Raw genomic sequence first — 24,533 nt, forward strand, 5'->3', positions numbered from 1 at the left:
GCCAGGTGCAGCGGGAGGATATTCACATCATGGAATAGGAGTGAATGAGATGAATGACATGCAGTTATATGATTTAACAAATGCGCAGAAGCGTATATGGTATACCGAATTACTCTATCCAGATACGTCAGTGTCACAGCTTTCCGGTACAGCTAAGATGAAGGGGCATATCCATATTGCTGCCTTTATGCAGTCCATTAATTTGATTATCAAACAGTATGATGCATTCCGCATCCGTATTACCTCAGTGGATGGAGTGCCTCAGCAGTACGTCGTTCCTTATGAAGAGAGACAGTTGGAGTGCCTGGATCTTAGTCACTATGAAAGTGTATCTGAGGTGGAAGCCTTACTTGAGCAACACAAAAGCAAACCCTTGCCCCTGCTGGATTCTGAGCTCTTCCAGTTTTTAATTGTGAAGATTAGCGAGGAAGAGTATTGGATTAATATCAAGATGCACCATATTATTTCTGACGGAATATCAATGGTGGTCTATGGCAATCAGCTGACAGCATTTTACATGGAGTTAATTCAAGGAAATGAACCGAAGCTGGGCGACGATTGCTCGTATATTCAATATATTGCAGATGAGAATGCATACGAACTTTCTGACAGATACCAAAAGGATAAGGCTTACTGGCTGGATAAATTTTCTGATTTGCCTGAGCTTACGGGTTGGAAGTCATATAATCCGTTATCTTTAAGCACCCACGCCGTTCGGGAGCATTTTACCGTACCAGAAGAGCTATATCACGAGCTGCAAGCATTTTGCCAACAGAATAGGATTTCTTTGTTCCAGTTCTTCATGGGTGCGATGTATATCTACATACACAAAATGACGAATCAGCCGGATGTGGTGATTGGCACTTCGTTCGCTAACCGGGGGAACAAAAAAGAGAAGCAAAAGATAGGTATGTTCGTCAGCACTGCTGCTGCCAGAACATACGTCAAAAAGGATATAGATGTGTTGAGCTTCCTGCAGGATGTAGCCAGAGATCAGATGTCAGTCCTGCGGCATCAGAAATATCCATACAATCAGTTAATTCAGGATCTTAGAGAAATGCATGGTAACAAGGATATTCAGCGGCTTTTTGGCGTTTCAATGGAATATCGTCTTATCAATTGGGTTGATTTGGATGATGTGCGTATTTTGACGGATTATGATTTCTGCGGGGATGAAGTGAACGATTTCGTACTTCATATCGTAGAGATCCTGGATGAAGGCGAACTGGTACTGGATGTCGATTATCGGACGGAGCTGTTTGAACGCAGCGAAGTTAAGGACATGGTTTCCCAGTTGCTTACGATCGCCGAGCAGATCATTCATTCACCTCAGCTTTCTATCGCAGAGGTAAACTTATTGGGCGAACCAGAAGAGCAATCCATTTTGGCTCTTTCGGAAGGCGCTGCAGTCGATTATCCACGTGAGAAGACCATCCATGGCTTATTTGAGGAACAAGCCGAGCGCACGCCAGATCATGTAGCCGTTCAGATGGACGAGCAGAGCATTACATACCTAGCTCTAAACGAGCAGGCTAACCAGCTTGCGAGATATTTGCGCTCCGAGGGAGTAGGGGCAGATACGCTCGTAGGGATTATGGCTGACCGTTCCTTGGAGATGGTCATCGGGATGTTGGCCATTTTGAAAGCAGGGGGTGCCTATGTACCGATTGACCCCGATTATCCGGAAGAGCGTATCCATTATATGCTGGAGGATTCAGGTGTCCGTCTGTTGCTCACCCAAAGTCATCTGTGGGAGAGTACCACTTTTGACGGAAAGCTTGTGAGTCTGGACGATTCTGTAACGTATACAGGAGATGCCTCCAATCTGGAGAGCATTTCGGGACCAAACCATCTGGCCTATGTCATCTACACGTCGGGTACAACCGGCAAGCCGAAGGGCACGCTGATTGAGCACAAAAATGTAGTTCGACTGCTCTTTAACGATAAAAATTTATTTGATTTTACATCTCAGGATACGTGGACGCTATTCCATTCGTTCTGCTTCGATTTCTCCGTTTGGGAGATGTACGGAGCGCTTCTTTATGGAGGGAAATTGGTGATTGTTCCATCTCTCACAGCCAAAAGCCCAGCAGCTTTCCTGGAGTTGTTGAAAGATAACCAAGTCACCATTTTAAATCAGACGCCGACGTATTTTTATCAGGTGCTACAGGAAGAACTAACGCACTCTTCGACAGAGCTTGGCCTTAGAAAAATCATTTTTGGTGGAGAGGCTTTAAGTCCATCTCTTCTGAGAAACTGGCGGGTCAAGTATCCTGATGTGCAGCTGATTAATATGTACGGAATTACGGAAACAACGGTCCATGTCACCTACAAGGAAATCACGGAACATGAGATTGAAGCGGGGAAAAGCAATATTGGCAGAACGATCCCCACACTTAGCGCTTACATTCTCGATGAGCAAAGACGCTTGCAGCCTGTTGGGGTTCCGGGAGAGCTATACATTGCGGGGGACGGTCTTGCCCGTGGGTATTTGAATCGGCCGGATTTGACGTCTGAGAAATTCGTTGAACATCCGTATCGGGCGGGAGAGCGGCTGTACCGAACGGGGGATCTTGCTCGTTGGTTGCCTGATGGCAATATTGAATATTTGGGGCGGATCGACCATCAGGTCAAAATTCGCGGCTATCGAATTGAGCTTGGCGAGGTAGAAGCCCAAATTCTCAAGGCTCCGAACGTACGGGAAACGATTGTCCTCGCACGGGAAGACGAACAGGGCCAAAAATTGCTGTGCGCCTACTATGTAGCCTCCAGTGATCTTTCGCCGGGGGAATTGCGGTCTCAGCTGGCAGCGGAACTCCCCGCTTACATGATTCCTTCTTATTTTGTCCGGCTGGAGCAAATGCCGCTTACGCCAAATGGCAAACTGGATCGCCGTGCGTTGCCGGCTCCTGAAAGCAGCGTACAATCCGGCGAGGCTTATTTGGCTCCGAGAACTGCTGTGGAAGCTCAGATGGTACTCATTTGGCAAGATATCTTGGGTGTTACCCGCGTTGGTGTCAGGGATAATTTCTTTGAAATTGGGGGTCACTCCTTGCGGGCAACAGTGCTCGTTTCACGGATTCACAAAGAATTGGGATGTAGCATTTCGCTGCGTGAGGTGTTTCAGTCACCTACAGTCGAATCCTTGGCGCAACTTGTGAAGAAACACATTCCAACCATGTACGAATCCATCCCACAGGCGGCGGAAAGCGAAGCTTACCCAGTGTCCTCAGCGCAAAAGCGGTTATACGTGCTGAGACAGATGGATGGGGGAGAGCTCAGCTACAATATGCCAGGGGTCTTCACGGTGGATGGACCGTTGGATCGCACGCGGCTGGAGTCTGCGTTCCAGGCACTGATCCAGCGCCATGAATCCCTGAGAACCGACTTTTATATGCAGGATGGAGAGCTTGTTCAGCGTGTGCATAGGAATGTGCCGTTCGTGTTGAACTACACAGGGGCTTCGGTGGAGGAGACGGATACGCTCATTCACAGCTTTATTCGTGCCTTTGATCTGAGTCAGGCTCCATTACTGCGTGTTAGCTTGGCGAAGCTCCAGGAGGAGCGTCATCTGTTGCTGTTTGATATGCATCACATCATTTCAGATGGGGTTTCTATTCAAATATTGATAGAGGAACTTACTCATTTGTATCAAGGAGAACAGCTACCAGAGCTGCAGATCCAGTACAAGGATTATGCCGTATGGCAACGGGAACAGTCAGAGAACCAATGGCAAGATCTTGAGAAATATTGGCTGCAAGCCTTTGAAGGAGAGTTGCCAGTATTGGATCTGCCTACAGACTTCCAACGACCTTCGGTTCGAAGCTTCGAGGGGAGCCGAATTGATTTTACATTGGATGAGTCTGGAAATAAGGCAATACAAGAGCTTGCATCCCGTACAGGTACTACACTGTATATGGTATTGCTGGCTGCTTATTCGGTACTACTGCACAAATATACAGGACAGGAGGACATCGTCGTAGGTTCTCCAGTAGCCGGAAGGCCGCAGGCTGAGCTTGAGGGTATCATCGGAATGTTTGTCAACACACTGGCCTTGCGCAGCTACCCGGCAGGAGATAAAACCTTTCAGGATTATCTTCTGGAAATCAGGGAAACAGCGCTCAAGGCGTTTGAGCATCAGGATTACCCTTTTGAAAAATTGGTCGAAAAGCTGGGCGTAGGACGTGATGTCAGCCGCAATCCGCTCTTTGACACCCTATTGGTATTACAAAATACCGAGCAGGAAGAGCAGGAAATGGACGGAGTGCACTTTACTCCTTACTTGATGGACACCGTCACAGCCAAATTTGACCTGTCCCTCAATGTAGAGGAGAAGGGCTCAAAATTAGCCTTTGGCCTCGAGTATAGTACGGCTTTATATCGCCGTGAAAGTGTAGAGCGACTTGCAACGCACTTGCTCCGGATTCTGCACGCAGTCTCGGCCAATCCCCAGTTGCAACTGGCCGAGATAGAAATGATCACACCGGAGGAGAAAGTACAGATCGTTGAAGTATTTAACGCGACATCGACTCCTTATCCAAGCCACAAGACCATTCATGAGCTGTTCGCAGAACAAGTCAAGCGTACACCGGAGCAGACGGCGCTTGTATTCGGCGATGTCCAGCTAACGTACCTTGAATTGGAAGACAAGGCGAGCCGATTGGCCCAAACACTGCGTCGTTTGGGAACGTTAAGGGAGCAGCCTGTGGCCGTGATGGGTGGACGAAGCATCGAAATGGTCATTGGTATGCTCGCGGTGCTTCAAGCGGGTGGAGCCTATGTGCCTATTGATCCTGATTACCCGGAAGATCGGGTGCGTTATATGCTTAATGATTCGGACGCCAAGCTATTATTGGTGCAAAAGAGCGAGCTTATAAATGTAGACTACGGTATACCGATTGTCGATCTTAGCAGTGAAGAGGCTTATGCAGCTGAACCTGCCCAGCCGGAGACTGCTCAGGGATCGCAGGGGCTTGCTTATGTCATCTATACATCGGGTACGACGGGTAGACCGAAGGGCGTTATGGTGGAACACCGGAACGTGGTTCGTCTGGTCAAAGAGACCAACTATGTGGAGCTGAATGAATCTACGCGGATTTTGCAAACGGGAGCAGTGGCCTTTGATGCTTCTACATTCGAGATATGGGGAGCTTTGCTTAACGGTGGACAGCTCTATTTCGTAGAGAATGACGACATTCTGATTGCCGATAGGCTCAAAGCAGCTATTGCCAAGTACGGGATTACGACATTGTGGCTTACTTCACCGCTTTTCAATCAGCTTTCCCTGCAGGATGAGTACCTGTTCAGAGGGCTCAAAGCATTACTAGTCGGCGGTGACGTACTGTCCATATCTCATATGAATCGTGTAATCGAGGCTAATCCTGATCTTGTCCCTATCAATGGCTATGGTCCGACAGAGAATACGACCTTCTCCACCACCTACGAGATTCCAGGTCGTGCCGAAGGGGTCGTACCGATTGGTCGCCCAATTAGTAATTCGACCGCTTATGTGGTCAATGGATCGCTGCAATTACAGCCTATTGGTGCTTGGGGTGAACTCATTGTCGGCGGTGAAGGTGTAGCGCGCGGATATCTCAATCGTCCTGATCTCACAGCAGAGAAATTTGTCCCTAGTCCTGTGAAGGACGGAGAACCCTGCTACAGAACTGGGGATTTGGTACGCTGGCTTCCAGATGGGAATTTGGAGTTTAAAGGAAGAATTGATGAGCAGGTCAAAATACGTGGTTACCGCATCGAACTCCCTGAAATCGAGGCCCAACTGGCCAAGGTGGAGTCAGTAATCGACGCCGTAGTGGTCGTTCGCGCGGATGAGCTTGGAGAGAAGCAGCTTTGCGCTTATTATGTGGCGGATCGTGCGCTCACGGCAGGCGAACTACGCCTTGCCCTATCGCAGGTACTTCCGGGCTATATGATTCCATCCTATTTTATTCAGATGGATCGTATGCCATTAACGTCAAACGGAAAAGTGGACCGCAGGTCTCTGCCGGCTCCGCAAGTAGGTGCGCATACAGGACGGAAGTATACAGCTCCTCGTACACCGGCCGAAGAAGCTTTGGCGTCTGTCTGGCAAGGGGTGCTGGGTGCCGAACAGGTGGGTATCCATGACAATTTCTTTGAATTGGGTGGAGATTCCATCAAGGCCATTCAGGTGTCGTCACGGTTACTGCAGGCCGGCTATCGGTTAGAGATGAAGCAACTGTTCAAATCGCCAACCATTGCCGAGCTAGGCGCGGAAATACAGACGGCTGTGCACATGGCTGAACAGGGAGTTGTGCGTGGAGCGACTCGCTTGACTCCAGTCCAACAGTGGTTCTTTGGCCGGAAGCAGTCAGAGCCTCATCACTTCAATCAAGCGGTTATGCTGTATCGTGAACAGGGGTTTGAGGAAAAGGCCTTGCATCAGGTGCTGAGAAAACTTGCTGAGCATCATGACGCCCTTCGTATGGTTTTCCGTCAGACAGAGCATGGCTACGAAGCTTGGAATCGTGATCTTGAAGAAGGAGAGCTTTATAGCCTGTTCACCGTTGATTTACGGAATGAATCCGATCCGACTGCAGCCATTACATCGCTGTCGGATGACATTCAGCGCAGTATCCATCTGGCAGAAGGCCCGCTGCTGAAGTTAGGGCTTTTCCATTGTCAGGATGGAGACCACCTTCTGATCGTGATCCACCATTTGGTGGTGGACGGAGTATCCTGGCGGATTTTGTTCGAGGACATCGCAGCAGGCTATGAGCAGGTGATTCAAGGCCAAGCACTGACACTCCCGCAGAAGACGGATTCCTTCCGTGACTGGGGTGACGCCCTTGCTCGTTATTCGGAAGGCCCTGAAATGGAGACTCATCGGGCGTATTGGAGAGAGCTGAAGGATCAGCCACTCGAACAGTTGCCGAAGGATGAGGCTGTGGAAAGCCTTCTTTTACAGGATAGCAAAGTAGTAACAGCACAATGGACTATAGAAGAAACCGACCAATTGTTGAGAAAAGCCCACCGTGCTTATCAAACAGAGACGAATGATTTGCTATTGACTGCTCTAGGCATGGCGATATCCAAGTGGTCTGGGATCGAAAAGGTTGCTGTGAATCTGGAAGGGCACGGTCGTGAGCCGATTATACCGAATATTGACATCACCCGTACCGTCGGCTGGTTTACAAGTCAATATCCGGTGATTTTAGACTTGGGGGATAACTCGGAAGTGGCCTCCTTGATCAAGTCTGTGAAAGAAGGGTTGCGCCGAATTCCGAACAAAGGTATTGGCTACGGGTTGCTCAAAACGGTGGCAAGTCAGTTGGATGAAGATAGCTTCAGCTTGCAACCTGAGATTTCTTTTAACTATCTGGGGCAATTTGATCAGGATTTGCAAGGAAGCTCATTGCAGATCTCTCCTTATCCGACCGGAAGCGCGCAAAGCTTGTTGGAGGAACCGGCCTATACGCTAGATATCAATGGCATGGTGACGGACGGAGCCCTGACTCTGACGATTACTTATAACGGAAAACAGTATAAGTCATCTACGATGGAACAGCTCGCTGGATATATTGAAGAAAGCCTGCGGGAGCTTCTTCAGCATTGCGTAACCCAAGAAAAAACCGTATTGACACCAAGCGACGTGCTTGCGAAAGGTCTAAGCATTGCCGACCTGGAGGAGCTTTCTAAGCAAATGAGCCACATTGGCGATATTGAGAATGTATATAGTCTGACGCCGATGCAGAAGGGCATGCTGTTCCATGATATGTTTGAGCCGCATACAGGCGCTTATTTTGAGCAGGCTGCTTTTGACTTTAAAGGTAGCTTTGATCCGAACGCCTTCGGACACAGTCTGGATGCAGTGGTGGAGCGTCATGCCATCCTGCGCACGAACTTTTACAGCGGATGGGGCAGCGAGCCTTTGCAGGTTGTATTTCGGCACAGAGGCGCTAAATTGGTGTACGAAGACCTGCGGGAGATGAATGCATCGCAGCGTGAGGCTTACCTGAAGACATTTGGTGCTAAGGACAAAGCACGGGGCTTTAACCTGGCTGAAGACGAGCTTCTTCGTGTATCGATTTTACAAACAGATGAAGAGAGCTTCCGTCTCTTATGGAGCTTTCACCACATCGTCATGGATGGGTGGTGTGTTCCGTTAATTACGCAGGAGGTATTTGAACACTATTTTGCCCTTCTGGAAGGAAGAGAGCCGCAGCTGGCAGAGGTTCATCCGTACAGTCGATATATCGAATGGCTGGAACAGCAGGATGAAGCAGCTGCGTCCAACTATTGGAGCCGATATCTGGCCGGTTACGAGCAGCAGACGCTTTTACCTCAAGTCGGTGGAGCAAGTAAGGGAGAAGGCTATGTAGCAGAAAAGCTGAATTATCCTCTCAGCAAGGAATTAACTGAGCGCCTTGAAAAGGTGGCCAGGGATGCTCATGTCACGATGAACATATTGCTGCAGTCCCTCTGGGGCATTGCACTTCAACGCTATAACGGTAGCCGGGATGTCGTGTACGGAAGTGTAGTATCAGGCAGACCAGCAGAAATTCCGGGCATTGATCGGATGATTGGTTTGTTCATCAATACGATTCCTGTTCGTGTGAAGACAGAGGAGAATCTCCCCTTCACGGTTCTGATGAAGCAGCAGCAGGAACAATATATGGCTTCTCATATGTATGACACCTACCCGTTGTTTGAAATTCAGGCTCAGACGGATCAGAAGCAGGATCTCATCTCTCATATTATGGTGTTTGAGAATTATCCTGTGGAAGAGGAAGTAGAGCGTCTGGGTGGTGGCGAGGCTGCCTTTGAGATTGAGGAAGCGGAGCTTCTTGAACAAACGAATTACGATTTTAACTTAATTGTTCTACCGGGCAAAGAGATGAGATTGTTGTTCCAATACAATGCGCTCGTCTATGATCCAGCCACGATCGAGCAAATCAAGGGCCACTTGTTCCACCTGATGGAACAAATTGTGGAGAATCCTGCAATTTCCGTGGATGCTCTAGAATTAGTCACGCCGCAGGAGAAAGAACAGATTCTGAACGTATGGGGAAATACACCAGGCATTTACGAGCAATGTAACACGTTCCACGGGCTGTTGGAGGAACAGGCGGGACGAACGCCAGACGCGACTGCCCTTTTGTTTGGGGACGAGATGCTGACCTACGCCGAGCTCAATGCAAAAGCCAATGGACTGGCGAGAAGGCTCCGTACTCAGGGAATCAAGACGGGAGATCTGGTGGGACTGATTGCTGCACGGTCGCTCGAAATGATCGTTGCGATCTACGGCATTATGAAAGCCGGGGGTGCCTATGTTCCAATCGATCCAGAGTATCCGAAAGAACGAATCAGTTACATGCTTGAAGATTCCGGGGCGAAGCTGATCCTTACACAGGCCCATCTCTTGGAGCATCTCGGATGGACGGAAAATGTTTTGCTGCTGGATGAATCATCGACCTATGATGCCGACACCTCGAATTTGGAGGCTACTGCCGGCCCGGATGATCTGGCTTACGTGATCTACACTTCAGGTACGACGGGTCAGCCTAAGGGCGTATTAGTCGAGCATCGGGGACTACCCAATCTTTCGGACGTATACGGGACACACTTCGAAGTTACACCGCAGGATCGGATCGTTCAGTTTGCAAGCCTGTCGTTTGATGCATCGGTTTCGGAAATTTTAACGGCGCTGAGCCACGGGGCTGTTCTGTGCATCCCTTCTCCACAAGATATTTTAGATCATGCCCTGTTCGAGCAGTTCATGAACGATAAGGGGATTACGGTAGCGACTTTGCCACCCGCTTACGCTATCCACCTTGATCCAGAGCGTTTGCCAACACTGCGGTGCTTGCTAACCGCTGGATCGGCCGCATCGATCGAGTTGATCGAAGAGTGGAGGAAGCATGTACGTTACTCTAATGGCTATGGCCCAACAGAGGACTCCGTATGCACCACAATCTGGTCTGTCCCGGACAGTGAGGGAGCAACGGATATTGTATCTATTGGACGACCTATTGCTAACCATAGTGTGTACATCTTGGATGACCATTTTAGATTGCAACCTGTCGGTGTAGCTGGAGAGCTATGCATTTCGGGTATCGGGTTAGCGCGGGGGTATCATAACCAGCCTGAGTTAATGGACGAGAAGTTTGTGGACAATCCATTTGCTCCAGGAGAGCGTATGTATCGGACGGGTGACTTGGTTCGCTGGTTACCGAATGGAACCATCGAGTACTTAGGTCGAATAGATCACCAAGTCAAAATCCGCGGCTACCGTATCGAGCTAGGCGAGGTAGAAGCACAAATGCTCAGAGTGCCGTCCGTTCAGGAAGTCGTGGCCATGGCTGTAGAGGGCAATGATGGCTACAAAGATCTAGTCGCTTACTTCGTAGCCGCTCAGAAACTTGAGGTATCCGAACTTCGGGCCGTCCTGTCGGAGATGTTACCTGGATATATGATCCCTTCCCGCTTCATACAAATGGACGATATGCCTCTGACGTCGAACGGAAAAATCGATCGAAAAGCGCTGCAGGGCGAGCGTGGATGGGCAGTTGCTTCATCTGAGGCTCCAAAGACACCTGTAGAAATGCAATTAGCCCAAATCTGGCAAGAGGTGCTAGGTGTAGAGAATGCGGGAGTGAAGGATAATTTCTTCCATTTTGGAGGTCATTCACTGCGTGCAGCCCTGCTAGTCTCACGAATTCGCAAGGAAATGAATCGAGAGATTAGTCTGAGAGCAGTGTTCGAGTCTCCTACTATTGAAGGATTGGCCCGTGCTATTGAGGGCTATACACCGCTGAATTTCGAAGAAATTCCTACAGCGGGAGCGAGAGAGCATTATCCATTGTCCTCTGCCCAAAAACGACTGTTTATTCTAAGTCAGCTGGAAGGTGGAGAGCTGAGCTACAATATGCCAGGTATTCTTACCGTTGAGGGAGCTTTGGATCGGGAACGACTAGAGCAGGCATTCCGTCGTCTGATTCATCGTCATGGTTCGCTGCGTACTCGTTTTGTGACCGTGAACGGTGAACCTGTACAGCAGCTCCTGACGGATGTTCCGTTTGCTGTGGAATATGCGGAGTTGAGCGAGGAAGAGGCAGGAGCTACCCTTCAGCAGTTCGTCCGTCCTTTTGATCTGGGTGTAGCTCCATTGCTGCGGGTCGGCCTTATTCGAATTGCACATGAGCGCCATTTACTATTGTTTGACATGCACCATATTGTCTCAGATGGGGTTTCTATGAATATTCTCATAGAAGAGTTTCTCCGCTTCTACCAAGAGGAGGACGTACTTCCTGAGCTACAGATCCAGTACACAGACTATGCGGTATGGCAGCAAGAGCAGCTCGGAAGCGAGCGTCTTAAGGCCCAGGAGGCTTACTGGCTGGATGCTTTCCGCGGAAGCTTGCCAGTGCTGGATTTGCCAGGAGATGAAGTTCGTCCTGCGGTGCGAAGCTTTGCGGGCGATCGAATCGACTTCCAAATTGATTCTTCTCTGAGTGCTTCACTTCAGGAGCTGGCTACCCGAACGGGTTCCACTCTGTTCATGGTACTGCTGGCAGCCTATACAGCGCTCTTGCACAAGTACACAGGTCAGGAAGATGTCATCGTCGGTTCACCTGTGGCAGGAAGATCCCATGCGACACTCGAAGGCCTCATCGGTATGTTCGTCGGCACAGTGGCACTTCGTACTTATCCAGAAGGAGAGAAGCCTTTCGAGGCTTATCTGCAGGAAGTGAGGGAAACAGCGCTGCGGGCCTATGAAAACCAGGATTACCCGTTCGAGGAGCTGGTAGAAAAGCTGGAGCTTCAGCGTGATTTGAGCCGTAACCCACTATTTGATACCATGTTTGTCCTGCAAAATATCGATCAGGGAGAACAAGAAATAGAAGGATTGCGCTTCACTCCTTACGATAATGTACATCCGGCTGCCAAGTTCGATCTTACGTTGACCGTGAGTGAAGAAGCAGACGGGGCATTGAACTGCACGCTTGAGTATGCGACTGCGATCTACAAGCAAGAGACTGCTGATCGGATGGCAGGCCACTTTGTACAGCTTATTCGGGAAGCCATCGCCAATCCGGCACTGCCGTTGTCATCCCTTGATATCGTGACACCTCAGGAAAAATCAAGGCTGATGAAAGCGCCGGACGAAGCCAAGGCAGATTATCCTCGTGACAAGACGATCCATGCGCTGTTCGAGGAGCAGGCCGCACGTACTCCGAATGCAGTGGCAGTCGTATGTGAAGATGCAACCCTGTCCTACATCGAGCTGAACGAGCGGGCCAATGGACTTGCCCGAACGCTGAGGGAACGTGGTTTGCAACCAGACGGTTTGGCTGGAATCATGGCGGATCGTTCCCTTGAAATGGTGGTCGGAATTTTAGCCATCTTGAAAGCAGGCGGGGCCTATGTCCCTGTAGATCCTGAATATCCAGAAGACCGCATTCGCTTTATGCTTGAGGATTCAGGAGCCAAGCTACTGCTGACACAAGCGCATCTGGAGCAACGGGTCTCCTTCGCCGGGGAAATCGTAAGTCTGGACAAAACGGCTTCCTACAAGGAGGATGTCTCAAACCTGGAGTCTGCAGCCGGACCGGGGAATCTTGCCTACGTCATCTACACATCGGGTACGACAGGCAAGCCAAAGGGAACACTGATTGAGCATAAAAATGTAGTTCGCTTGCTCTTTAATGATAAAAATATGTTTGACTTTGGTCCTCAGGATACGTGGACACTGTTCCATTCATTCTGTTTTGACTTCTCTGTATGGGAAATGTACGGAGCATTGCTGAACGGAGGACGGTTGGTCATCGTTCCATCGCTTACCGCGAAGAGTCCAGATCGTTTCTTACAATTGCTTAAGGATCAGAAGGTCACCGTTTTGAACCAGACACCGACTTACTTCTACCAGTTGCTACAGGAAGAGCTCGGTCATCAGGCGGCAGAACTGAGCCTCCGTATGATTATCTTCGGTGGAGAGGCATTAGCTCCGGCCCTGCTCAAGGACTGGAGAACGAAGTATCCGCAAGTGCAGCTCATTAACATGTACGGCATTACCGAAACGACCGTGCATGTAACCTACAAGGAAATTACAGAGTTGGAAATTGAACAGGGCCGCAGCAATATCGGCACCACGATTCCGACGCTGCGAGCGTACATTTTGGATGAACAACGCCGTCCACAGCCGATTGGCATTCCAGGTGAACTCTATGTGGCGGGCGTAGGTCTGGCGCGAGGTTATCTGAACCGACCGGAATTGACGGAAGAGAAGTTTGTCGCTCATCCGTTCGAAGCAGGCGAGCGTATGTACCGCTCGGGTGACTTGGCACGCTGGTTGCCGGATGGCAGCATGGAGTATTTGGGACGGATTGACCATCAGGTAAAAATCCGTGGTTACCGTATTGAGCTAGGCGAAGTGGAAGCGAAGCTGCTCCATGCTCCGTCTGTAAGAGAGGCCGTTGTGCTCGCCCAAGAGGATGGAAGTGGACAAAAAGTGCTTGTCGGCTATTTCACAGCCGATCAGATGCTGACGGTAGGAGAGTTGAGAAAAGCCTTGGCTGCCGAACTGCCGGCTTATATGATTCCATCTTACTTTATGCAATTGGAACAGCTGCCTTTGACACCAAATGGCAAACTGGATCGCAAAGCGCTTCCGGCTCCGGAGGCCAATGTGCAGACTGGAGCGGTTTATGAACCGCCAAGGACGAAGGCTGAGGAAGCTTTGGCTTCCGTATGGCAAGGTGTGCTGGGAGCACAGCAGGTCGGCATCCACGATCATTTCTTCGACCTGGGTGGTGACTCCATCAAGGCGATTCAAGTGTCCTCGAGATTGTTCCAAGCTGGATATAAATTAGAGATGAAGGATCTCTTCAAATATCCGACAATTGCCGAGCTCAGCCCGTATCTTCAGGCAGCCGGACGTACAGCGGAACAGGGCGAAATTAAAGGTGCAGCAGAGTTAATGCCAATTCAGCGCTGGTTCTTTGAACGCCATACAGCGGAGCCGCACCATTATAATCATGCCGTCATGCTCTATCGGAAAGACGGCTTTGATGAGGCTGCACTCCGATTGACAATGGACCAAATTGCGATCCATCATGACGCGCTGCGCATGGTTTTCCGGCCTACAGAAGCTGGATACGCAGCTTGGAATCGGGGAACGGATGAAGGCGAGCTCTACACATTGGACATTGCTGATATGCGGCAGGCGGAAGACCAGACAGCTGCGGTTCAGGCCCAAGCCAATGCCATTCAGGCAAGCTTTGACTTGGAAGGTGGCCCACTGTTCAAGCTAGGCCTGTTCCATTGTGAAGATGGCGATCATTTGTTGATTGTCATTCATCACCTCTTGGTTGACGGTGTGTCCTGGCGCATCCTGTTTGAAGACATTGCAACAGGATACGAGCAGGCGTTGAATGGACAAACGATTGTTCTTCCGCAAAAGACCGATTCGTATCTTGTATGGTCCGAGCAAGCGGCGAAGTATGCAGCAGGTCCTGCCCTGGACGAGGAGCGTTCATACTGGCAGCAGATTGAGGAGACGCTTCTGGCTCCACTGCCCAAGGATAAGGATCAGGAGCCAGGCACCGTTCGGGATACCGAGTCGGTTACGGTAACGTGGTCTGCTGAAGAAACAGAGCTGCTGTTGCGACAAGCAAACCGGGCTTATCATACGGAGACGAATGATTTACTCTTGACTGCTCTGGGAGCAGCTATTCAGCGCTGGACAGGCATGGAGCAGGTTCTGGTTAACCTTGAAGGACATGGACGGGAAATGATCATACCAGATCTGGATATTACCCGTACCGTGGGCTGGTTCACAACTCAGTACCCTGTTCTGCTGAACCTGCAAGATGGGCAGGAAGTATCTACCCGGATCAAGCGCATCAAGGAGAATTTGCGAGAGGTTCCGCACAAAGGTATCGGCTACGGTCTGCTGAAATATATGGCACCGGAAAAAGACACTCGATTCAGCGTAGAACCAGAAGTTTCCTTCAACTACCTTGGACAGTTTGACCAGGATTTGGAGGGGAATGCTCTTAGCTTGTCTACACATTCAGTCGGTAAGGCGCTCAGCGATCTCACACCACAGCAATATGCTCTGGATGTGAATGGCATGATTGCTGAAGGACAGCTATCACTGACGATTACGTACAGCAACAGGCAGTATCGTAACGAGACGGTGAGTCATTTTGCTGAATTATTACAGTCAAGCCTTAGTGAGGTCATCCGGCATTGTGTAGCTCAGGAGTGTTCACAGCTTACACCTAGTGATGTTCTGTTCCAAGGATTAACATTGGAGCAGCTTGATCGACTTACGGCGCAGACGGCTCATATCGGAGAGATTGAGGATGTGTACAAGCTGACGGCAATGCAGAAGGGCATGCTGTTTCACAGCCTGCTGGAGCCGGATTCCTCTTCATACTTCGAACAGGCAACGTTTGAGATGCGTGGCAGCTTCGATGTAGATATCTTCTTCGAGAGCTTCCAGGCTTTGGTGCAACGACATGCCATACTACGTACCGGCTTTTACAACAACATTGCGGATGTACCGCTGCAAGTTGTCTTTAAGCAACGGTTAATCCCTCTGCACTACGTAGATTTGCGCGACGCATCTATGCAGGAACAAGAAGCCCGGATCAAGGCTTATATTGCTGAAGATATGGTTAAGGGGTTCAGCTTGTCAGATGATCCGCTGATGCGAGTGACCGTCTTGCAGAAGGATCAAAGCTGTCTTGTATTGTGGAGCTTCCACCATATTGTTATGGATGGCTGGTGTATCCCGATCATTACACAGGAGCTGTTCGATTATTATTCTGCCAAGAAACAGCAATTACAGCCTGTCCTGCCGCCAGCTCAGCCCTATAGCCGTTATATCGAGTGGCTTGATGCACAGGATGATCAAGAAGCTTCAACATATTGGAGCCAATATCTCGAAGATTATGACGGGAATACCGTATTGCCGGAAGGTAAAACGAAATCTCAAGCCAAAGAAGCGGGCTATGTCCTAAAAGAGCATGTTCTCCATCTGGGTGCATCTTTGACCGGTAAAATGGATGTTGTCGCGAAGCGCAATCACGTGACCGTCAACACACTCATGCAGACAGCTTGGGGACTGATTCTTCAACGTTATAATGCCAGCTCGGATGTCGTTTTCGGCGGCGTTGTGTCGGGTAGACCGGCTGAGATTGCAGGGATCGAGAATATGGTGGGTCTGTTTATTAATACAGTACCTATCCGTGTACAGTCATCCAAAGACGAGGCTTTCGTCGAGGTAATGAAACGTACACAGGCACAATCATTGGCTGGTCGTGTCTACGATACCTATCCACTGTATGAGATTCAGGGGAAAACAACCCAAAAGCAGGACCTGATTTCTCATATTATGATCTTTGAAAATTACCCGCTCGACGAACAGGTGGAGCAATCGGGTAATCAAACGGAGGACAATCTCGAAGTTGCCAACTTCACCATGTTTGAACAAACCAACTATGACTTTAACCTGGTTGTGATTCCAGGCGAAGACATTAAGGTCTGCATTCGCTACAATGCTTCGGTCTACGAGCAAGAAAGCATTGTGCGAATCGGAGGACATTTATTGCAAATGCTCGATCAGGTAGCTACTCATCCGCAAGCGACGATACAGGAACTGGAGATTGTAACATCTGAGGAACGGACAAACCTGCTTGACTGGGGTGGCAAGGCTCATGTCTACCCAAGTGATCAGGGCCTGCATACCTTGTTTGAGGAACAGGTGGCCCGTACGCCGGATAAGATCGCGGCAATAAGCGGCGACATCCAGATCACATATCGGGAGCTGAACGAGCAGGCGAACAGACTAGCTTCCACCTTGATAGCCCAAGGACTACGGAGTGAACAAGTAGTGGGGCTGTTGGCGGATCGGTCAGTGGAACTGCTGGTTGCCATCATGGGGGTACTCAAAGCGGGCGGAGCCTATGTACCGATTGATCCTGAATATCCGCAGGAGCGGATTCAGTATATTCTGAAGGACTCTGGCGCTGAGATTCTGCTCACACAGAGCCACCTGACGAAACTAGCGGCCTTTGAGGGAATGGTTATGGAATTGGATGCCCCGCACATCTACGGAGCTGGAGTGAATAATCCTAATATTCCTGTGAGAGGAAACGATTTGGTGTATCTAATCTATACTTCGGGTACAACAGGAAATCCGAAGGGAACCATGATTAACCATAAAGGAATCGTGAACTACATCTGGTGGGCCAATAAAGTCTATTGTGCAGGGCAACCAACGGACTTCCCGCTGTATTCGTCCATTTCGTTTGACTTGACGATGACATCAATGTTTACTCCGTTAATAAATGGAGGAATAGTACGGATTTATGATGGTATAGATAAAGCGGAGGTTGTTCAGCATATTTTGCGCGAAAATGCGGTGGATATTCTCAAGCTGACGCCGACGCATCTCAGTCTGATTAAAGATATGACCATCCCGGTAGAGAGTCGCATTCAGCAGCTTATTGTGGGTGGAGAGAATCTGACCACACATTTGTCAAAAACGATTACCGACCTCTTTGGTGGCAATATCAAAATCTACAATGAATATGGACCAACCGAAACGGTCGTCGGCTGCATGATTCACCTGTACGATCCTGCGAAGGATACACGGGAATCCGTACCGATTGGTTTGCCGTCAGACAATATATACATTCATATCCTGGATGAACAGCTTCGTCTCGTACCGTTAGGTGTGGAGGGCGAAATGTACATCGCCGGGGACGGAGTAGCCCGTGGATACCTGAACCGTCCGGATCTTACCGCAGAAAAATTCATTAGGAATCCGTTCGCTGCGGAAGGAAATATGTATCGCACCGGAGATTTGGCTCGTCGCCTTCCTAATGGAGACATTGAGTACATTGGGCGTATTGACCATCAAGTCAAAATACGGGGCTATCGTATTGAGCTTGGTGAGATTGAGGCCAAGTTGCTGGATATGCCCCTTGTCGAGGAAGCTCTCGTTGTTGCGTGGGCAGACGCCAATGGACAGAAGTCTCTGTGTGCTTACTTTGTAGCGGATCGCGAAATGTCTGTCAGCGAGCTGAGAAACGAACTGTCTGCCGGACTGCCTGCATATATGATTCCGTCTTACTTCGTACAACTGGACGTGATGCCTCTGACACCGAATGGCAAACTGGATCGCAAGGCACTGCCTGAACCGAACTCGGGTATAAAGGCGGGAGCAGACTTTACCGCTCCGCGGACGGATGTGGAGAACATTTTGGCTTCAATCTGGCAAGGTGTACTTGGCGTGCCGCTTGTCGGCATTCATGATAATTTCTTTGAACTTGGAGGTGACTCGATCAAATCCATTCAAGTATCCTCAAGGCTTCTTCAAGCAGGCTACAAGCTTGAAATGAAGGATTTGTTCGGTTATCCGACAATTGCAGAGTTGGCGCAGCGCGTTAGTGTGGTCAGCCGAATTGCGGACCAAAGCGAGGTACACGGATCGGTAAGACTGGGACCTGCTCAGCACAGATTCTTCGATGAACAGTCAATGGATCTGCATCACTTTAATCAGTCGGTCATGTTGTACCGACGGGATGGCTTCAATACCGATGCGCTCGCCGAGGTTGTTCGGACAATTGCAGAGCATCATGATGCTTTACGACTGGTGTTCCGCCAAGGAGAGCAGGGATTGGAGGCCTGGAACCGGAGCGTAGGTGAGGGTGAACTCTATAGCCTCCAAATCCACGACCTGCGGGATGAGACAGACCCGGCTTCAGCAATAGAAGCGGGTGCGGAAGCCATTCAGCGCAGCATCTCTCTGGAGGATGGACCTCTCTTTAGACTGGGTCTGTTCCGCTGTGCGGAAGGCGAACATCTGTTGATCGTTATTCATCATCTGGCTGTGGATGGCGTATCCTGGCGTATCCTCTTTGAGGACCTGCAGGAAGGCTACGAGCAGGCAGCACGTGGAGAAGCAGTCAAGCTTCCGCAGAAGACGGATTCGTACCGTGCATGGGTTGAGGGAATCACACAATTTGCTAACAGCCCGGCGGCTGAACAAGAACTCAGCTATTGGGCAGAGGTAGAAGGAGATGGCTTTGTCCCTCTTCCCAAAGACAAGGTAGATGGCGCACTTCTCATCAAGGATAGCGAGGCTATCACGGTCAGATGGTCACCAGAAGAGACAGAGCAGTTCCTGAAAGAAGCGAACCGTACTTACAATACGGAGGTCAACGATCTGCTCCTGACAGCCCTTGGTATGGCTGTTCACGAGTGGACGGGAATCGAACGTGTAGGCATCCTTCTGGAGGGACATGGGCGGGAGCCTGTTGTACCGGAACTGGATATTACTCGCACAATAGGCTGGTTTACAAGTCAATACCCTGTCGCCCTTGAGATGGACGGGGAATTGGAGATCGGGGCCAGAATCAAGCATGTAAAGGAAGGCTTGCGTCGTATCCCGAACAAAGGTGTCGGATATGGGATTTTGAAATATTTAAGCGACAGTCCCGATACCTCCTCCTTCTCGGCTGAACCGGAGATTACGTTCAACTACTTGGGTCAGTTCGATCAGGATCTTGCAGGAGGGACGATGGAAGTATCGCCTTACTCCGTAGGACCTGAGGTCAGTGAGCAGATGGTGCAGCATCAGGCATTGAACATTAATGGACTGATTGCCGAAGGGCAGCTTCAACTCTCGGTCAGCTATAACCATCATCAGTTCCACGGGGAGTCCGTGGCTAAGTTTGTTGGCATTCTGAAGAACTGTCTTAGTGAAGTCATTGGACATTGCGTAAGTAAGGAAAGAACAGAACTAACACCAAGCGATGTACTCCTCAAAGATATCAGCTTGGAAAAGATTGAGGAGTTAGAAGAGCAGACACGGCATATCGGTAGTATTGAGAATATGTATAAACTGACGCCGATGCAAAAGGGGATGTTGTTCCACAGCTTGCTGGAGGCTCATTCAGAGGTCTACTTTGAGCAGGCCACATTTGAAATTCAGGGAGTGTTCTATCCTGAGGTTTTCAAACGCAGCTTACAGCAACTGATGAAACGGCATGCCATATTGAGAACGAATTTCCATGCTGGATGGGGCGATTTCCCTATACAGATTGTGTTCAAAGAAAGAGCATGCGATTTCGTATACGAGGATTTGCATGAGCTGGATTCCGCTGAAATAGAAGCGCGTCTTGCAGCTTATGTTGCCCAAGACAAAGCAAGAGGCTTTGATCTTGCGAATGAAGCCTTGCTGCGTGTTGCTATTCTACGTACTGCAAAAGAGCATTACCATCTGTTGTGGAGCTCTCATCACATCATTTTGGATGGCTGGTGTATGCCACTTGTGCTCCAGGAAGTGTTTGAAACATACGGAGCTCTACGTGAGCAAAGGGAACCTGAGCTTCCTGTAGCAGCATCGTACAGCCAGTACATTCAATGGTTGGAGAAACAAGGCGAGGAAGAGGCATCCTCTTACTGGAGAGGGTACCTGAAAGGCTACGAGCAGCAGACGAAGCTGCCACAAGCCATCACACAGCCATCGGCAAAAGCAGAGGCCTATGTGTCGGAGAAGCTGGTATTCACGTTGGATGCGGAACTGACCGATCGCCTGGAACAGGTGGCCAAACAGCATCAGGTGACGATGAATACGCTGATGCAAGCAGCCTGGGGAATCGTGCTGCAGCGCTACAATAGAAGCCAGGATATCGTCTTCGGAAGTGTGGTATCGGGAAGACCTGCCGAGATTCCGGGTATCGAAAGCATGATCGGTCTCTTCATTAATACAGTTCCAGTTCGGGTTCAGGCCGAGGGAAGCGATACGTTCTCCCATGTGATGAAAAGACAGCAGGAATTATATTTGGCAGGACATGCTTATGATTCCTATCCGCTCTATGAGATTCAAGCACAGAGCGAACAAAAGCAAGATTTGATTTCTCATATTATGGTGTTCGAAAATTACCCGGTAGAAGAGCATCTGGAAGAGAAAATTTCCAGTGAAGAGGCTGAATACAAAATTACAGATGTTCAGATGTTTGAACAGACGAATTATGATTTTAACCTTATTGTGCTGCCGGGACGTAGTCTGGAGTTCTTGTATCGATATAATGCTCGCGTCTATAACCGGGAGAGCGTGGAACGGATTCAAGGACACTTGACGAGAATTCTGACAAGCGTATCTGTACAACCTGCTATCCGTATTGATGAGCTGGAACTGATCACGCCAGAAGAGAAATCACAAATAATAGAGGTGTGGGGAGATACAGTAGCTCCTTATCCGCGTGAGCAGACCCTCCACGGCATATTTGAGGAAAAAGCTGCGCTCACACCGGATCGTACAGCACTTGTTTACGGAGAAACGAAGCTTACCCATGGAGAACTTCATCAGCAGGCGAACCGTCTTGCACGTACACTGCGTGCCCAAGGGGTCAGACCGGACCAACCAGTTGGCATCATGGTCGAGCGCTCGCTTGAGATGATCATTGGTATCCATGCCATTCTAAAAGCTGGTGGGGCCTATGTACCGATTGATCCGGAGTTCCCAGAAGACCGTATTCGCCACATGCTGGAGGATTCGGGGGCGAAGCTTCTGCTGACGAAGAACCATCTTAAAGATCGGTTCCCGTTCACTGGCACGATCCTGGCACTTGATGATCCGCAGGCGTACCATGAGGATAGCTCGAATCTGGAGCCAATTGCGGGGCCGGAGCATCTGGCGTATATCATTTACACGTCAGGTTCAACCGGCAAGCCGAAAGGTGTAATGATTGAACACCGCTCTGCCGTCCATACGCTGAGTCAGCTGGAAGCTGAATATCCGATGTTGGCAGGCGACCGTTTCCTGCTCAAAACGACATTCACCTTTGACTTCTCTGTGCCAGAGCTGTTCTGCTGGTTCTTTGGACAGGGGACTCTCGTGATCCTGCCACAAGGCGTGGACAAAGACCCGATGGCACTGCTGGAGGCTGTGGATACGAACCGAATCACGCATCTTAATTTGGTGCCATCGATGCTCAGTGTGCTCGTTCAATACTTGAAAGAAAGCGGCACCCAAGGATTCCTTACTCTGAAATACCTGTTTGCCTGCGGCGAGACGCTGCCTGCCAAACTTGTAGAAGAGTACTATAAAGTATCTCCACACGCAGTACTGGAGAATATCTATGGTCCTACCGAAGCGGCCGTATATGCGACCCGATATACAACTAGCCCTGAGACTGCGGCTCTAACGCATGTGCCGATCGGCAAACCGTACGCTAACGTCCAAGTATGGATGATGGACAGCGCTTCTCAGGTATCACCTGTGGGGGTACCGGGAGAACTCTGCATTGCAGGCGAAGGGGTAGCGCGGGGGTATTTCAACCAGCCGGACCTGACGGCAGAGAAGTTCATTCCTCACCCGTACAAACCGGGAGCACGGATTTACCGAACGGGCGATTTGGCCCGATGGCTGCCAGACGGGAATATTGAGTATTTGGGACGGATCGATCACCAGGTAAAAATCCGGGGTTACCGCATTGAGCTGGGAGAAGTGGAGGCACAAATTCTGAGGGTGCCATCGGTGCAGGAAGCGGTTGTTCTAGCACTGGCTGACTCCAGCGGAAGTACTCAGCTTTGCGCATACTTTGTGGCCGAGGAAGGGCTCGCAGCGGGCGTATTACGCGAAGCACTGGGCAGCGAGCTGCCAAGCTATATGATTCCGTCTGCTTTCGTACAGCTCGCACAAATGCCGCTGAATCCGAATGGCAAATTGGATCGCAAAGCGCTACCGGCACCAGAAACCCTTCTGCGGAGCACAGCGGAGTATATCGCGCCACGTACGCAGACAGAAGTAGAGCTCGCTCAGATTTGGTCCGAGGTGCTCGGCGTACAGGAAATTGGGATCAGAGATCATTTCTTTGACCTTGGGGGCCATTCCCTGAAAGTATTGGGCTTGATCCAAAGGATCTCGTCTAATATGGGCGTCCATCTCCCACTCCAGGCCGTGTTTAATCTGCCGACTGTGGAAGAAATGGCGCATGAAATTTTCAAGCTGCAGGAAACAACTACTGCCGACGAACAAGAAATGGAAATTATCCACTTCCCAGGGAAAGGAACGCTTAAAGTATTTTGCTTCCCTCCTCGGGTAGGTCACTCTCTGGGGTACTATGAGATGGCCAAGGAGCTGGATGGGCTTTGCGAGGTGTACGGGATGGAATTTATCGGCGATCGTTTCCAAGGCCAAGATATGCTGGATCGATACATCGATGCCATCGTGAACATTCAAGCCGAGGGCCCATATGTATTCCTTGGATACTCACTTGGAGGAAATCTCGCCTTCGAGGTAGCTAAAGCTATGGAAAGCCGAGGCTACCATGTTGGTGACATTATTATGGTAGATGCTATGAGAAAGATGTCCAAGGATGAATCGACACCTGAGGAGCTTGAAGAGATTGTCGAGACGGTGCTGGATAGCATTAGGGAGCAGTACAAAGTATTCCTCGCCGATCCAGCCGACAGGGAGCGAGTCATGGACAAAATGTTGGTTTACTCCACCTACCGCGATGAGCTTATTAACGCAGGTGAAGTTCATGCGAATATCCATGCTCTGATTGCAGAGGATGATAGTATTGGTCCGGATACATCATTAGATAAATTGTTATGGCAACAGGCGACGCATGGTCAATACAAAGAATACGAAGTCATCGGAACGCATGATGTGCTGCTTGATTCCGGTTTTGTCGGGGAAAATGCTAAAGTACTGAAACAAATACTTGGTAAAATTGCAGAAGCTTCATCTAAAAACAAGCCTATTCTGTCCTAAGATCAATCAACGAGAATAGTGTAGGGTAGCAAAGACGCCCGGATTCCTTTATATAGAAGGAACTCGGGCGTCTTTTGTTTTTTTATGCTGTCCTTAACATATAAAGTCCCTAATCATCTGTGTATGCTTTAGACATGGTTGACTGAAAATGACTGGTGTCGGTGATGAGTTCACGGATGACCTGGATGACAAGCTCCGGTTGATCATGGATGATCATATGCTCGCTCTTCTTGGCAACAATAAATTTGCTGTTTGTAGAGATGTTAAGCATCTCGCGCTGTCCCATTTGCCAGCTTTGTTCGATCTGATCATTTCCGCGCTTACTAATACCGAACTGAGTCAAATCTTGTTGAACGCCCCGGGCAATTACACGTACAGGGAGGTTGCCCAGATGCTGTCCCCGTATGGCATCTTCGGTAGTGCTTGCTAGATCACCTTCCTCCGCAACAGATCGAAAGTACTTAGAAGAAGCGACAATATTCACAAAAGAGTTTCTATCTTGATATTCGACTCGACCCGTTAGCATAAAATTGGGAAACAGGCGAAATGCTCCTGACTTTTCTAGGAGAATGGATATTAACGGGGAGGGATTGACCTTAGGTCGTTCTTTGGCATAGATCTCATTTGTCCGGCGAGCGTCATTCTCAGGCCTGGCATCCACCAGAACCAATCCTGCCACTTCGTCTTTGTAGGTCTGCGCGTACAGTCTTGAGTACATCCCTCCGAGAGAATGGCCTACCAGGATATAAGGAGC

The 24,533-nt window shown here is 49.6% G+C and carries 2 protein-coding genes (1 of these 2 cut by a window edge); one reads left to right on the forward strand and one right to left on the reverse strand.

Annotated elements, in window-relative coordinates:
* The first annotated feature begins 49 nt into the window (after nucleotides 1-49).
* Nucleotides 50-23,779, forward strand: coding sequence for a non-ribosomal peptide synthase/polyketide synthase (locus MKY75_RS00420; protein WP_340883975.1), 23,730 nt, complete (start codon nucleotides 50-52; stop codon nucleotides 23,777-23,779).
* 109 nt (nucleotides 23,780-23,888) lie between these two features.
* Here MKY75_RS00420 and MKY75_RS00425 read toward each other — a convergent pair whose 3' ends face one another.
* Nucleotides 23,889-24,533: the 3' portion of an alpha/beta hydrolase gene (locus tag MKY75_RS00425; RefSeq protein ID WP_209950326.1), read on the reverse strand. Its footprint extends 390 nt past the window's final position; only the last 645 of its 1,035 coding nucleotides appear in the window; the start codon falls outside the window, past its right edge — the gene reads right to left on this strand; the stop codon is at nucleotides 23,889-23,891.

This window comes from Paenibacillus sp. FSL L8-0663 (genome assembly GCF_038008125.1).
Taxonomy (GTDB): Bacteria; Bacillota; Bacilli; order Paenibacillales; family Paenibacillaceae; genus Paenibacillus; species Paenibacillus polymyxa_D.